Origin of the sequence: Actinoplanes lutulentus (genome assembly GCF_003259845.1) — a bacterium.
Classification (GTDB): domain Bacteria; phylum Actinomycetota; class Actinomycetes; order Mycobacteriales; family Micromonosporaceae; genus Actinoplanes; species Actinoplanes lutulentus.
Map to the genome: position 1 here is coordinate 111,713 of NZ_QLMJ01000012.1, position 14,870 is coordinate 126,582.

General features: G+C 71.1%; 9 protein-coding genes. 6 read left to right on the forward strand and 3 right to left on the reverse strand.

All coding sequences use genetic code 11. The features are described 5' to 3' along the window. Nucleotides 1-698: 698 nt before the first annotated feature. On the reverse strand, nucleotides 699-5,258 hold the full coding sequence (locus B0I29_RS24715; RefSeq protein ID WP_111651447.1) for an ATP-dependent helicase: 4,560 nt from the start codon (nucleotides 5,256-5,258) through the stop codon (nucleotides 699-701). A gap of 195 nt (nucleotides 5,259-5,453) precedes the next feature. Between B0I29_RS24715 and B0I29_RS47510 the strand changes: the two genes are divergently transcribed. Next, nucleotides 5,454-7,877, forward strand: coding sequence for a serine/threonine-protein kinase (locus B0I29_RS47510; RefSeq protein ID WP_111651448.1), 2,424 nt, complete (start codon nucleotides 5,454-5,456; stop codon nucleotides 7,875-7,877). Nucleotides 7,878-7,880: 3 nt separating this feature from the next. Here the strand turns inward: B0I29_RS47510 and leuE are convergent, their stop codons facing one another. Next, a complete protein-coding gene (gene leuE, locus B0I29_RS24725; RefSeq protein WP_111651603.1) occupies nucleotides 7,881-8,522 on the reverse strand; it encodes a leucine efflux protein LeuE in 642 nt (213 codons plus the stop codon). 2 nt (nucleotides 8,523-8,524) lie between these two features. Beyond that, nucleotides 8,525-9,760, reverse strand: coding sequence for a bifunctional pyridoxamine 5'-phosphate oxidase family protein/GNAT family N-acetyltransferase (locus B0I29_RS24730; protein WP_181557959.1), 1,236 nt, complete (start codon nucleotides 9,758-9,760; stop codon nucleotides 8,525-8,527). A gap of 48 nt (nucleotides 9,761-9,808) precedes the next feature. Between B0I29_RS24730 and B0I29_RS24735 the strand changes: the two genes are divergently transcribed. The 5 genes from B0I29_RS24735 (at nucleotide 9,809) to B0I29_RS24755 (ending at nucleotide 14,022) form a co-directional block, all read left to right on the forward strand. Further along, nucleotides 9,809-11,155 carry an aminotransferase class I/II-fold pyridoxal phosphate-dependent enzyme gene (locus B0I29_RS24735; protein WP_111651449.1) on the forward strand — a complete coding sequence of 449 codons (1,347 nt, stop codon included), beginning with the start codon at nucleotides 9,809-9,811 and terminating at the stop codon, nucleotides 11,153-11,155. Between the two features lie 64 nt (nucleotides 11,156-11,219). After that, complete coding sequence (locus B0I29_RS24740) at nucleotides 11,220-11,882, forward strand: UdgX family uracil-DNA binding protein (protein ID WP_111651450.1); 663 nt, start codon at nucleotides 11,220-11,222, stop codon at nucleotides 11,880-11,882. A gap of 21 nt (nucleotides 11,883-11,903) precedes the next feature. After that, nucleotides 11,904-12,104: a DUF3046 domain-containing protein gene (locus B0I29_RS24745; protein ID WP_111651451.1), complete on the forward strand. Its 201-nt coding sequence runs from the start codon at nucleotides 11,904-11,906 to the stop codon at nucleotides 12,102-12,104. Between the two features lie 201 nt (nucleotides 12,105-12,305). Then, complete coding sequence (gene recA, locus B0I29_RS24750) at nucleotides 12,306-13,352, forward strand: recombinase RecA (protein ID WP_111651452.1); 1,047 nt, start codon at nucleotides 12,306-12,308, stop codon at nucleotides 13,350-13,352. Nucleotides 13,353-13,365: 13 nt separating this feature from the next. Next, entirely contained in the window at nucleotides 13,366-14,022 is a 657-nt protein-coding gene (locus tag B0I29_RS24755) for a regulatory protein RecX (protein ID WP_111651453.1), read from the forward strand. The last annotated feature ends 848 nt before the right edge of the window (nucleotides 14,023-14,870 follow it).

Below are 14,870 nucleotides of genomic sequence, written 5' to 3' on the forward strand. Positions count from 1 at the left end.
GCCATAGCCGAGATTCGAGCACACACACCGGTTAGGTGAGCGCTCATCACCGCTGGGCGGCTCTTCCGCGTGCCGGAGTCTCGGTTGCGCGCGGTCACTCTCCGGCGACGTCGACCCGTAGGCGGCTTTCCGTGCGCTGGAGCCTCGATGACGTGCGCTCATACTTCGTCGACGTCGACCCGGAGACCACCGTGGGCCATCAGCGGCCGGCCGGCCGCCACGGGCGAAGGGCGACGGGCGAAGGGCGACGGGCGACGGGCGACGGGCGATAGGCGACGCTGGGCTGGCCTACCTGTTGTCGTGGACGCCATGCGAGGCCCCGCTCCATCGTGATCAAGGCAAGCTCTCGACCGCCCAACGGCCGCTGAGCGTCACGGCCCTGCGGATCAAGCCGGCTCCCGACGTGAATCTCGCGTGTGGACCTACCTCGGCGAAGAAGCACAACATTTCGAGGCTTGGAACCGCCGCCCGATCAGGACCAAGATCACCGCCAGCGCCAGCGCCAGCGCCACCGCCAGCGCCAGAAAGCGCACGACCCAAACGCCCCACAAAAGTCGAACAGCCAGAACCCGCCAAGACCTCGCCGCCAAACCGAACTACCGCTGTGAGCGGTCACCCCATCAGACGTGCAGGCCATCGCAGTGAACGAGTGCCACGCTCACGCGTGAGGGTTATCGCCGTGAACAAGGCGGCGCGGGTCAGGCTCGCAGGCGCAGGCCTCTCGGGGTTGCTCGGAAGCCGGCCGCCGTCAAGGCGTCGCTCAGCGGTGACGCGTTCACCGACTCGCCGTCGGCCCGTTCGACGGACATCGTCCCCAGTGCGCCGGACCGCACCGCCGCGGCGAGGGCCTGCCCGGCCGCGGTCAGGGCGTCGCCGTCGTTGCTGAAGGACAGCAGGGTCCGCCCGCCCCGCTCGACGTAGATCACCAGGTCGCCGCCGACCAGCACGACCAGAGCGCCTGCCTTGCGGCCGGCCCGGTGCCCGGCTTTCGCGGTGGGCTCGCCGTCGCCGCTGTCGACCACCCGGTCCGGCCAGGGCAGTGCCGCGCCATAGGGGTTCGCCGGGTCGGTGGAGGCCAGCACCACCGCCGTGGCACCCGTCCGTTTCGCCAGCTCGGCCGGCTCGGCGAGTGCCCGCAGACGGTCGACGGCTCCCGGCACGGCGAACTGCGCCGCCCCGAGCCCTTCGACGAAATAGCCCCGGCGGGCCGCTCCGCGCTCCTCCAGTGCGGCCAGCACCGGGTAGACGGCCGAGAAACCGCCGGTCACCCCCTCGGACATCACCGCGCCGCGGGTCACGACGCCGTGGCGTTCCAGCAGGAGGTCGGCGAGCGCGGCCGCACGGCGGGTCGGGTCGAGATCTCGCTCCGGCAGCCGGGACCAGCGGCCGACCATGTTGAGCGGACCGGTACGCGACGGCATGTTCGGCCTGCCGGGACGCCGGTATCGTGACCGGGCCGGCGCGGCTTTCGCCCGATGGGCCCCGCTGCCGCCGAGCAGCGCCCGCAGCGGGGCGAGGGTGTCGTTGGTGAGGTGGCCGGCCCACACCAGGTCCCACACGGCGGCCGCCAGATCGGTGTCATCGCCGGCGCCGACCCGATCAGCGAGCGACCGGAAGAACAGCGCCTGCCCGTCACCGAGCGCCTCCAGGACACTCTGGTGCAGTGGCGTTGCCGCGAACTCGTCGTCGGGCGGCGGCAGCAACAGAGCAGCACTGTCCGCGTAGGCCAGGGTGACCCACCCGTCCCCGCCGCTGATCGACCCGGAACCGGCCCACAGCACCTCGCCGCCGGCGCACAGCTCGTCGAGCATCGGCGGCGCGAAATCGGCCACCCGGGCCGGCAGCACCAGGCGCTCCCACGCGGACGCCGGCACCGCGATGCCCTGGATCTGCTCGATCGCGGCGGCCACCGCGTCCACCCCGCGCGTGTTGCCGCCCACCTGCTGCCAGCGCGGCAGGAACGCGGCCAGCACCCGCGGTGGCACCGGCTCGATCTCGCGGCGCAGCGCGGCGAGAGACCGCCGCCGCAGCATGCGCAGCACCTCGGCGTCGCACCACTCGGTCCCGGCGCCGCCGGGGGAGAACTCGCCGGTCGCCACCCGGCCGGTCGCGCTCAGCCGCTTGAGCGCCTGCTCCACGACGAAAACCCCGAGCCCGAATCTCGCCGCGCAAGTCGCGGCCAAGAAAGGCCCATGGGTACGCGCAAAGCGCGCCACCAGGTCACCGAGCGGATCCGCCACGGGTTCCAGATAGGCCTCAGGGATGCCGACGGGCAGCGCGACACCGAGGGCGTCCCGATAGCGCCCGGCGTCGTCGATGCCGATCCACCGCTCCTCGCCGGCGACCCGGATCCGAATCGCCCTGCGGCTGCTCTCGAGGCTGAGCGCCCACTCCTCCGGCGCCCCCCGGGAAGCCAGCTCGGCCGCCGAGAGGTCACCGAGCAGGCGCAGCAGCTCGGCCGTGTCCTCGGCGTCGCGGGGTGTGCGCTGCTCGGTCCGCCACTGCAGCTGGGCCTCGGTCTCGGTGACCACGCCCGGGTCGAGCAGTTCCCGCAGGTCGACCCGGCCGAGCAGCTCGCCGAGCAGGGTCGAGTCGAGAGTGAGGGCGGCGGCGCGGCGCTCGGCCAGCGGGGCGTCCCCCTCGTACAGAAAAGCGCCGACGTATCCGAAGAGCAGCGACCGCGCGAACGGTGACGGGCGGCTGGTCTCGGACTCGACGAGGCGAACCTTGCGGCCGGAGATCTCCCGCATCAGGCCGACCAGGCCGGGGACGTCGAAGACATCCCGCAGGCACTCGCGGGCGGCCTCCAGGGTGACCGGGAAGTCGGCGAACTCGCGGGCCACGTCGAGCAGCTGCGCGGACCGCTGGCGCTGCTGCCAGAGCGGCTGGCGGCGGCGCGGATCACGCCGCGGCAGCAGCAGCGACCGGGCGGCGCACTCACGGAACCGGGACGCGAAGAGCGCCGACGTGCCGACCGCCTCCTCGACGATCTGCGAGATCTCCTCGGGGTCGAACGCGACCAGCTCGGCGCCGGGCGGCTCGTCGGCGGTGTCCGGCAGGCGGACCACGATGCCGTCGTCGGAGGGCATGACCTGGCCGTCCACCCCGTACCGCTCGGAGAGCCGGCGGCCGATCGCCAGGGCCCAGGGCGCGTTGACTTTCGCCCCGAGCACACAGTGCACGGTCATCCGCCAGTCGCCGAGCTCGTCGCGGAACCGTTCCACCACGATGGTCCGGTCGTCCGGCAGGTGGCGGGTGGCCTCGCGCTGCTCCCGCAGGTACGCCACCAGGTTGCCGGCGGCCCACTCGTCCAGACCGGACTCGCGCAGCGTCGCGGTGGCCTTGTCGTCGCCGGCCCGGGTGAGGCCGCGCAGCCGGGCGCCGATGGCGCGGCCCAGCTCGATCGGGCGGCCGGGTGAGTCGCCTTTCCAGAACGGCATGCGGGCCGGTGCGCCGGGGGCGGGGGAGACCAGCACCCGGTCGGGGGTGATGTCCTCGATGCGCCAGGACGTGGACCCGAGGAGGAAGACGTCGCCCACGCGGGACTCGTACACCATCTCCTCGTCGAGCTCGCCCACCCGGGAGGCTTTCTCCGAACCGGCGAGAAAGACCCCGAAGGTCCCTCGGTCGGGGATGGTGCCGCCGCTGGTCACGGCGAGGCGCTGGGCGCCGGGCCGGCCGGTGAGCTCGTCGGTGCTCCGGTCCCAGACGAGGCGGGGGCGCAGCTCGGCGAAGGCGGTCGACGGGTATCGGCCGGAGAGCATGTCGAGCACCGCGTGCAGCGCGGAGTCGGGCAGCTCGGCGAAGGGCGCGCACCGGCGGACCAGCGCGGCCAGCTCGTCGACCTGCCAGGTGTCGAGCGCGACCATGGCGACGATCTGCTGGGCCAGCACGTCGAGCGGATTGCGCGGGTAACGCAGCTCCTCGATCGCGCCGGCGCTCATCCGCTCCGCGACGACCGCGCAGGAGAGCAGGTCACCCCGGTGTTTCGGGAAGACCACGCCGCGCGAGACGGCGCCCACCTGGTGCCCGGCGCGGCCGATGCGCTGCAGACCGGCCGCGACCGACGGCGGCGCCTCGATCTGCACCACCAGGTCGACCGCACCCATGTCGATGCCGAGCTCGAGGCTGGAGGTGGCGACCACGGCCGGCAGGGTGCCGGATTTCAGCGCTTCCTCGATCTGTTTGCGCTCCTCGCGGGAGACGCTGCCGTGGTGGGCGCGGGCGACCAGAGGCGGCGCGCCCTGGGTGGCGCCGGCCTGGGCCATCACCGCGGCCGGCATCGTGGCACCGGGCTGCGGTTGCATCGAGCCGGGATCGGCGCGCTCGGCGACCAGCTCGTTGAGGCGGGCGCAGAGGCGCTCGGCGCCGCGTCGCGAGTTCGTGAAGACGATCGTCGACCGGTGCGCCTCGATCAGGTCGAGCACGCGCTCCTCCACCGCGGGCCAGATCGACGGTGTGTTGCGCCCGCTGCCCGGGTCGTCGGCGTCGCGATCGGGCACCTCGTCGAGGCGGGTCATGTCCTCCACCGGGACCTCGACCACCACCTCGATGGTCTTGGCGCTCGGTGGCTGCACGATCTCGACGTGGTGGGCGCCGCCGAGGAACCGGGCGGTCTCGTCGATCGGCCGGACCGTCGCGGACAGCCCGACCCGCTGCGCCGGGCGCTCCAGAAGCGCGTCCAGCCGCTCCAGGGAGAGCGCCAGATGTGCCCCCCGCTTGGTCGCGGCGACCGCGTGCACCTCGTCGATGATCACTGTCTCGACCCCGCGGAGCGAATCGCGCGCCGCCGAGGTGAGCAGCAGGAACAGCGACTCCGGCGTGGTGATCAGGATGTCCGGCGGGGTGCGGGCGAAGAGCCGCCGCTCGTCGGCCGGGGTGTCACCGGTACGCATCCCGACGGTGATCTCCGGTGGCGGCAGGCCGAGCCGGCCGGACGCCTGGCGGATGCCGGTCAGCGGCGCCCGCAGGTTGCGCTCGACGTCGACCGCGAGCGCCTTGAGGGGGCTGATGTAAAGCACCCGGCACCGCTTGCGCGGCTCCTCCGGCACCGGCTCGTGGGCCAGCTTGTCGAGCGACCAGAGGAAGGCGGCGAGCGTTTTGCCGGAACCGGTGGGCGCGACCACCAGCGCGTTGCGCCCGGCGCCGATCGCCTGCCACGCGCCCGCCTGGGCAGCGGTGGGCGCGGCGAAAGCGGCCGTGAACCACTCACGTGTGGCCGGACCGAACGTTTCGAGCACCTCTCGCATGCGGACCATCCTGCCCCGGGGGTACGACAGAAAACCTGGCTCCGGGCGTACCCAAGAAGGGGTGTCGCTTTTGCCGTTTGTTGCTCTTCGCTGCCGTGATGGTGTCAGGCCGGATGTCTGCTTCGCGCGGAGACCGGGTGATCGTCATTCCTTGGGCGGTCTGTGGCTGATTATCCTGATACCCGACTCGATGGGTGGGTGCCGATGGCGGTCAGGCAGATGCTCGTCGCTGGTCGGTACCGTCTTCTGGAGCCGGTCGGCGCCGGTGGAATGGGACGCGTGTGGCTGGCGCACGACGAGATGCTTCACCGGGACATCGCGATCAAGGAGATCGTTCCCCCTGACTGGATGAGCGGTGCTGAGCAGGACCGGCTTCGGGAGCGGACCCTGCGCGAGGCGCGCAGCGCGGCTCGGCTCAACCATCCGCACGTGGTCCGGATCTATGACGTGGTGCACGCCGACGATAAGTCCTGGATCGTCATGGAGTACATCCCGTCGCGCTCGCTGCACCAGGTCCTCGGCGACGAGGGCCCGTACGATCCGGCCGGCGCCGCCCGGATCGGCCTCGCCGTGCTGGACGCGCTCGACGCGGCGCACCAGGCCGGCGTCCTGCACCGCGACGTGAAGCCGCACAACGTGCTGATCGCCGCCGACGGCAGAGTCGTGCTGACCGATTTTGGTCTCGCCACTTTCGTGGACGACGGCTCCGTCACGATGCCCGGACTGATCGTCGGCTCCCCGCAGTACGTCTCACCGGAACGCGCCCGCGACGGCGCCTCCACTCCGGAATCGGACCTGTGGTCGTTCGGCGCGACGCTGTTCGCTGCCGTCGAGGGCCAGTCGCCATATGCCCGGGAGACCGCGATGGCCACCCTCGCGGCGCTCGCCACCCAGCCGCCCGACCCGCCGGTCCGGGCCGGTCCGCTGGCGCCGGTCCTGGAGGGGTTGCTGCGGTACGAGCCCGGCGACCGGTTCACGGCTGCCGAGGTGGAGCGCCGGCTGCTCGCGATCGTGGCGACCGATCATCGGGACGCGCCGCTGGTCCCGGGCCAGAGGGGAGTCCGCAGGATGGCCGGGCGGACCGAGGACACCGCCCCGGCGGCATCGTCTTTCGACGATCCGTCGGGGGATATCTGGTACGCGGCCGAGGCCGAAGCGCCGTGGGACGACGGGCCGCTGAGTGTCGGGAACTGGCACTCCGAGGACTCCGGGCCCCTGTGGTCCGGATCTTCTTTGCGGCAGGGGACCGTGCCACCGCCGGCGGAGGGTTCGCCGGACGAGGACGCCGAGGCAGCGGCCGCGCCGGGGGAGGCGGCGGGCTGGTCCGAGCCGCTGCGGCCGGAGACGGGATCGGAGTCTGGATCGGGGTCGGAGCCTCCGGCCGCGGCGGCGGCGAGCGGTCCGGCCAAGAAGAAGTGGAAAGACATCCCCGAGACCGGAAATGATCCCTATCTGACGGGCGTGATATCCCTGTATGACAACGTCGGCCAGGAAGGCACAGTCAAAGCCGAACCTCCGGCGCCCGCCGCACCTCCGGCGCCCGCCGCACCTCCGGCGCCCGCCGCACCTCCGGCGCCCGCCGCACCTCCGGCCCCTGAAAACACCCCGGCCGCGCCGCGCAGCACCGGCCGGGCGATCGTCCGCGCGATCCCGGCCCCGCGAACCGTCTTCACCGGCGAGGTCCTGGACGGCGAAGCCACGCCGAAACCACCCAGGGCCAGAACCGGCCGGACCCGAGCGAGACTCGCCATCGCCGCGGTCCTGTTCGTCCTGCTGGGAAGCGGTGTCCTAGCCGGTTACCTGGCGCAGAACAACGGGCCCGGCCCGCGCGTGGTGCTCCCTCCGGTCGGCACGGTGCTACCCGCCGGCAAATCCGCGCCCCCCTCGGAACGACCCCAGCAGGCACCCGCCACGCCGGCGAAAAGCCACGCGACCGGGCCGGCAAAGCCGGCAACTACGCCGACCACACCCCTGCCCACCACCGTGACCACCGAGGTGATGACCTCAAGTCACCCACCCAGCTCGCCCCCGCCTGCCCCGTCGAAACTCGCCGCCCGCCTCGGTGGCTTCTCGCCGATCACCTGCGACGCGGCCCCGCCACCAGGCCTGCCGGTCACCCCGAAGAAGGACGCGGCCCGCGGCGTCAACGGCTGGACCCTGCTCTCCGGCTGGTCGTACTTCACCGACGGCTCGGGCTTCCACCTGGCCGTCCCGGACGGATGGACCTATCAGCGGATCGGCACCACGTACTGCTTCCGTAACCCGGAGAACTCGTCGGTGATGAGCCTCGACCTGGGCCGTGATCCGGACGACGACCCGGTGAAGGCCTGCCAGGCCGAGGACCGCCGCCTCCGGGAGGAGGGCAGGATCCCCGGTTACGCCCTGGTCGCGGTTGCCGTCGTCCCGTTGCTGCACAAGGCGGCCGACTGGGACGTCCGTTACCAGGGCGCCGGCGGTGAGCTCCGGCGCGCCACCACCCGGTGGGTCGCCATCGACGGCAAGGCGTACGCCCTCGGCTGGGCCACTCCGGACTCCGCCTGGACCGGCGCCAGCAGCCGCCTCCAGATGGTCCGCAGCACCTTTTACGCCACCAGGGCGAACGCCGGCGCCCAGGCCCGCAAGGGCTGACGGTCAGCCGGCGACGAGTTTGATACCGAACCCGACGAAGAGCGCGCCCACCCCGGTCGCCGCACCGGCCGCCAGCCGTCGCCGTGCCCGGAACTGACCGGCCAGGAACCGTCCTCCGAAGATCAGCGCGGTCAGGTACAGCATGCTGAAGAACTGGACCACCGAGCCGAGCACCAGGAACGACAGCGCCGGGTACGGGTAACCGGGCTCGACGAACTGGATGAAGAACGAGATGAAGAACAGGATCGCCTTGGGGTTCAGCAGGCTGATCACCGCGGCCCGCCGGAACGGGCGCTGCATCCCGGGCGGCTCCTCGACAGAGGCCGGAGTGGACTCCGCCCGGTCGCGCCACCGTTTCCAGGCACTGCGGATGATGGTGACGCCGACGTAGAACAGGTAGGCCGCGCCGGCGTACTTCAACACCAGGAACAGTGGCGGATAGGTGTTGAGCAGCGACGCCACTCCGGTCGCGGAGAGCACCATGAGAACCGCGTCGCCGACGAACACCCCACCGGCCGCGAGGTAACCGGCACGCACCCCACGTCGCGCGCCGACCGTCAGCACGAAGATCGAGTTGGGACCCGGGAGCAGGATGATCGCCACCACGCCGAGCACATAGGTCCAGAAATCCGTGACACCCAGCATGGTCAGGCCTCCATGCGGTCCCGCAGCCGCTGCGCCGCGGCCGGCCACTCGTCCGCCGTCATCGCGAACAGCACGGTGTCGCGCCACGTGCCGTCCGGCCGCAGGCGCTGCCGGCGGATGACGCCGTCCCGGCTGGCGCCGAGGCGGGCGATGGCCCGCTGGGAGCGCTCGTTGCGAATGTCCGTGTACCAGAAGACGCGCTCGGCGCCGAGCACGTCGAACGCCCGCTCCAGCAGCAGCAGTTTCGCCTCGGTGTTCACCCCGGTGCGCCACCAGCGGCGGCCCAGCATGGTGTGTCCGATGCCGACGGCTTTCAGATCGGTGTCGATGTCGTGGTATGTCGTCATGCCCATGACCTCGCCGGTGACCGGGTCGACCTGCGCCCAGCCGGACCGGCTGCCCAGCCACTGACCGCGCAGCACGCCCGCGATGTCCGCCGCGAGGCCGTCCGGCCCGCTCGGACGGGGGAACGGGATGTGCTTCCAGACCTCTTCGTCGTCGAGCGCCTCGAACAGAGCCGGCGCGTGCCCCGGCGTCAGCGGCTCCAGCCGCACGTGCCGGCCCTCCAGCACGACCGGCGTCTGCCAGGCCGACGGTGAACCCGGCAGATAAGCCGGCGGTGCCTGGGTGACCCCGGGCTCGGCCACCGGCGGGCCCGCCACGGTGCGCAGTGGCAGCACGCCCGCCCAATAGGGCAGGTCCATGTCCTCCGGCTCGTCGATCACGCCGCCGGTCCGCTCCCGGACCGACACCTCGACGAGCGGGAGCGCCAGCACGCTGGTCTGGGCGAGCTCGCGCCGATCGCCGGGCCGGCTGTCGGCGGCCCGCCCCGGGCCGATCTTCTCGGCGATGGCGGTCAGCACCCGCGCCTTCTCCGCCTCGTCGGTCACCAGCCGGGCGTCGCCGTGCACCACGACCGAGCGATAGTTGGCGCTGTGGTTGAACTGCGACCGCGCGTAGACCAGACCGTCCAGCAGCGTGACGGACACGCAGAGCGGGATGCCCTCGCCGCGGGCGGACAGACCCATCCGCCCGCCGCTGGACCCGTGCAGGTAAAGCGTGTCGTCCAGCCGGACGTGCAGGTTGGGAAGCACCCGGGGCTCGCCGTCGACGACGAAGCCGACCGCGCAGTCGAAGGCCTCGTCGAGGATGGCGTGGGCCTTCGCCCGGTCGTAGGCCATCTTCTTCCGATTACGCGTAGCAGTGGTGCGCTCGGTCGGCGGATAAATCTCGGTCATGGGTGATCCTCCTTGCGTGGATCCCTGTGCTAGTACACAATCACATCTGTGGCAGCACAGTATCAGGTCAGTGGGGACAGCGCCGCTGAGATTTCGGCGAGCATCGAGGCCGGCGTCCTGCGCGGTGACTGGGTGACCGGCGCGGCGCTGCCCTCGGTGCGTGTCCTCGCGGGTGCGCTGCACGTCAGCCCGGCCACGGTGGCAAAGGCTTATCAGGAGCTGCGCCACCGCGGCGTGCTCGAGACCGAGGGCCGCAAGGGCACCCGGGTCCGCTCCCGCCCGTCGGTGGCCGTCCTCCGCGCCGACCTCGCGCCGCCGGTCCCGCCCGGCGTCCGCGATCTCTCCTCCGGAGAGCCTGACGTGCGCCTTCTCCCTGCGCTCGGTCCCTCTCTCGCGGCCGTCGCCGCCGAGACAGGCAACCCCATGGGGTACGCGACAGCGGTCACCATGCCCGAGTTGATCGACGCTGCCCGTCCCCGCCTGCTCGCCGAGGGCATCCCGGTCGCCGACGCCGCGATCACGGTGACGGCCGGCGCGCTCGACTCGATCGAGCGCCTGCTCAACACACATCTGCGCCCCGGTGACGCGGTCGCCGTCGAGGATCCCGGCTGGGCCAACCTGATCGACCTGCTCGCCGCTCTCGACCTGCGCCCGATCCCGGTCGCCGTCGACGAGCAGGGCATGGACCCCGGCGCGCTGGCCGACGCGCTGCGATCGGGCGCGCGGGCCGTGGTCGTCACGGTCCGCGCACAGAACCCGACCGGCGCCGCCGTCTCCGAGTCCCGCGCCGCCGCGCTGCGTGAGCTGCTCAGCGGGCATCCCGACGTGCTGGTGATCGAGGACGATCACGCCGCCGAGCTGGCCGACCGTCCACCGCACTGCATCGGCCCGGTCACCCGTTCCTGGGCGTTCGTCCGCTCCGCGTCGAAACCGTTCGGCCCCGACCTGCGGATCGCCGTGCTGGCCGGCGACGAGACGACAGTGTCCCGGGTGGTGGGCCGCATGCGGATCGGCATGGGCTGGGTCTCCACCACAGCGCAGCGGCTGCTGCTGCGACTCTGGCAGGACCCGCAGGTCACCGACCTGGTGGCGGAGGCAGCGCGCGCTTACGCACGCCGCCGTGACGGCCTGCGAGACGCCCTGCGGGCGCAGGGCGTCCTCGCCTTCGGCGAGACCGGGATCAACGTCTGGGTCCCGGTCCCCGACGAGGCCCGGGCCGTCGCCGCTTTACGAGACCTGGGGTACGCGGTGGCGCCCGGCTCGTTGTTCCGCATCCGATCGGAGCCCGGAATCCGGATAACCGTCAGCACCCTGACCGACGAGGAGGTGCCGATCCTGGCCTGGGCGGTGGCAACAGCCGTCCATGCCGCCGGTTTCGGCCCCCCGATCCGCTGACGGTGTCCACCGGGAGTGTCGATGCGGGCAGCGTCCTGTCAGACCCTGCGGGTAAAACGGAGCGATGTCATCGAACGACGTACCACCCGGCGCGCAGCAGTGGGTGCCGCAGCACCCGGGGAGCATCGCCGATCTGAAAGCGGCCGCCGCCGGCTGCCAGGGCTGTGAGCTGCACGATCCCGCGACCCAGACGGTCTTCGGCCGCGGCGCGGAGGACGCGAGGATCGTCTTCGTCGGCGAGCAGCCAGGCGACATCGAGGACCAGCACGGCCTGCCCTTCGTCGGCCCGGCCGGCCGGCTGCTGCGCGAGGCCGTCGACGACGCCGGCATCAACCCCGCTGAGCTCTACATCACGAATGCGGTGAAGCACTTCCGCTTCGAGCTGCGCGGCCGCCGCCGGATCCATCAGACGCCCGGCCCGGCGCACATCACCGCCTGCCGCCCCTGGCTGGTGGCCGAGTTCTCGCTGCTCAAGCCGGAGATGGTGGTGGTGCTGGGCGCCACCGCGGCCAAGGCGCTGCTCGGACCGTCGTTCCGGGTGACCCGGTCCCGCGGGCAGCTGCTGCCGTGGCCGGCCTCGGCCCAGCACCCGGCGGACTTCCCGGCCGCCGAGATCCAGGCGCTCGCCACGATCCACCCGTCGGCGGTGCTGCGGGCCGACGATCGCGACGAGGCGTACCGAGGTCTTGTCGAGGATCTCAAAGTGGCGGCCGAGGCTGTCGGATAACAGTCTGAGTACGCTCGTCCGGTGCGGCTGACAGAATTCTGGGGACGGCTCGAGGAGTCGTTCGGAGCGACATATGCCAAGAGCATCGCGGCGGACCAAGCCTTTTCGGCGCTCGGCGACCGGACCATCGACCAAGCTATTACTCAGGGTGTCGAAACCGCCACTATCTGGCGTGCTGTTGTCGGCGCCTACCCCGATCGGGTGCCTTCCCGCCTGCAATGACGCGATTTTCGTACGCTTGTTCTGGCGTGTCGCTCGTTCGTAGTACAAGTGTTCGGCTATTGTCCACAGCGGCTCGGCCATCCACAGGCCGGGGTGGGGTGGATGTTTTTGTCATACCCACCGCATACCGTGTCGGCCGTGGTGAACAGAAGCTCTTCGGCGAAGACCGCGAACGCGAAGTCGATTACAGGGGTGGCGGCAATGGCAGGTCCGGACAAGGAAAAGGCGCTCGAACTCGCGCTGGCGCAGATCGACAAGCAGTTCGGCAAGGGCTCCGTGATGCGGCTCGGGGAGCGGCCGGTCGTCCAGACCGCTGTCATCCCGACGGGCTCCATCGCTCTCGACGTGGCGCTCGGCGTCGGCGGCCTGCCGCGTGGCCGGGTCGTCGAGGTCTACGGACCGGAGTCGAGCGGTAAGACCACGGTCGCCCTGCACGCCGTGGCGAACGCGCAGAGGGCGGGCGGCGTCGCGGCGTTCATCGACGCGGAGCACGCCCTCGACCCGGATTACGCACGGGCTCTCGGCGTCGACACCGACGCTCTGCTCATCTCCCAGCCCGACACCGGTGAGCAGGCACTGGAAATCGTGGACATGCTGATCCGCTCCGGCGCGCTCGACGTCATCGTCATCGACTCGGTCGCCGCCCTCGTGCCGCGTGCCGAGATCGAGGGTGAGATGGGTGACAGCCACGTCGGTCTGCAGGCCCGGCTGATGAGCCAGGCGCTGCGGAAAATCACCGGTGTCCTGAGCAACACGGGCACCACCGCGATCTTCATCAACCAGCTCCGCGAGAAGATCGGTGTCATGTTCGGCTCGCCCGAGACCACCACCGGTGGCCGCGCGCTGAAGTTCTACTCGTCCGTGCGCCTCGACGTGCGCCGCATCGAGAGCCTGAAAGACGGCACCGACGTCGTCGGCAACCGGACCCGGGTCAAGGTCGTGAAGAACAAGGTGGCCGCGCCGTTCAAGCAGGCCGAGTTCGACATCATGTACGGCAAGGGCATCTCGCGGGAGGGCTCGCTCATCGACGTCGGCGTCGAGCAGAGCATCATCCGTAAGTCCGGCGCTTGGTACACGTACGACGGCGACCAGCTCGGCCAGGGCAAGGAGAAGGCGCGGGAGTTCCTGAAGGAAAACCCGGACGTCGCCGCCGAGATCGAGAAGAAGATCCTGGAGAAGCTCGGCGTCGGCCAGGGCGCGGCTTCCGACGCCGCCGGTGGCCCGGAGCTGCCGCCGGTCGACTTCTGACGTGTGAGCGGTAATGCCAGGACGACGTGGTGCGCGGGCCGGGCGCGGGTGGGATGCCATTCCGCCCCGGACCGCGACCGACACGCCCGAAACCGACACACCCGAAACACGGAAACCGGCTCGCTCCGCTGATCCGCGGAGCGAGTCGGAGATCGCCCGTGAGATCTGCCTCCGGCAGCTCGCCACCCGTCCCCGGACGCGTGCCGAGCTGTCGAAGGTGCTGGTCCGCAAGGGCATCTCCGAAGAGGTGATCGCCGAGGTCCTCGATCGTTACGACGAGGTCGGCATCATCGACGACGCCGCCTTCGCGCGTGCCTGGGTCGCCAGCCGGCATCACGGCCGGGGTCTGGCCCGCCGCGCGCTCGCCAACGAGCTGCGCCAGCACGGGGTGGGCGCCGAGGAGGCGAGCGAGGCCCTCGAGGCCGTCGACGACGAGTCCGAGGCCGAGACGGCGCGAGCGCTGGTGGACCGCAAGCTGCGGACCGCCACGGGTGCTCCGGACGCGGTGTTCCGCCGCCTCGTGTCGATGCTGGCTCGCAAGGGTTACCCGGCCGGCGTGGCGATCCGCGCGGTCAAGGACGCCTTGGCCGCCCGCGACGAGGAGGCCGCCGAGTTCGCCGACGCGATCGACCCGGACGCCATGGCGAGCGACGCCGACCCGCTCTCCTAGATCACCCTCAACCTCCGCTCCTGACCCTCTGTCTGGCGTGAGGGTGGGACGACGCTGGGTGTCACAGCTACTCTCGGTGGCGATGAGGGCCATAATGGGCGAGGCCTTGGTTGCGGGTTGATAACGCTACCGTTGCCGTCATCACACAGTACGTCGGAAATGTCCTGGCGTGATCGTGAGCTGGGCGTAAGCACGTCTGTGCCGTACGTCCTATCCGCTGCCGAATCATGAGTCCTTGACCGAAGCAGTGCTCGCGACCTAGCCTCGCGTTACACAAGGTTTGTTCGACCATCGCAAGCAACAGTCACAACATAGATCGCATTACATTACGGCATCACTTGAGCGCTTTACCCGTACTCACCGATGCGATCGCCAGCCGCGAGCCACGCGGCCGGCGAAGCGACATATCGGTAGTCGACCCCACAACTCCACACACTCTGATCCGAACGGCGGACTGCCGGCTCGGAGCGGGGAAGGCATCCGACCGGCGGTGACGGCCTGAGTGAATCGATCACTCGGGGTGACGTCGAGCCGGGAGTGACGCCTTCGCGGTTCCAGGCCGACAACGACGGCGAGAGACCGACAACGACGGCGAAAGACTGGCAGCGGCTGACAGGGCCGACTGTCGCACCGCCGATCGCAGAGGTCGCAACGATCGCCGATCGCAGCAGGTCGGAGGGGAGCGCCAGCGCCTCGGAACGCTGACGTCACCCACAAGACGTGAACTCCGGAGACCCGACGAGGGCCCACCGGCGCCGAAGCACACCCGCCGAGCCACTCGCTGGGGCGCACGCACCTGAGAAGGCGCGAGTACCCGCGAGTCCGGCACCCGTGAAGGCCTGATGGCC

Bases quoted from the DNA above. Each gene is read 5' to 3' on its own strand.
- B0I29_RS24715 (WP_111651447.1), bottom strand. From the start codon at position 5,258: ATGGTCCGCATGCGAGAGGTGCTCGAAACGTTCGGTCCGGCCACACGT.
- B0I29_RS47510 (WP_111651448.1), top strand. From the start codon at position 5,454: ATGGCGGTCAGGCAGATGCTCGTCGCTGGTCGGTACCGTCTTCTGGAG.
- leuE (WP_111651603.1), bottom strand. From the start codon at position 8,522: ATGCTGGGTGTCACGGATTTCTGGACCTATGTGCTCGGCGTGGTGGCG.
- B0I29_RS24730 (WP_181557959.1), bottom strand. From the start codon at position 9,760: ATGACCGAGATTTATCCGCCGACCGAGCGCACCACTGCTACGCGTAAT.
- B0I29_RS24740 (WP_111651450.1), top strand. From the start codon at position 11,220: ATGTCATCGAACGACGTACCACCCGGCGCGCAGCAGTGGGTGCCGCAG.
- recA (WP_111651452.1), top strand. From the start codon at position 12,306: ATGGCAGGTCCGGACAAGGAAAAGGCGCTCGAACTCGCGCTGGCGCAG.
- B0I29_RS24755 (WP_111651453.1), top strand. From the start codon at position 13,366: ATGCCAGGACGACGTGGTGCGCGGGCCGGGCGCGGGTGGGATGCCATT.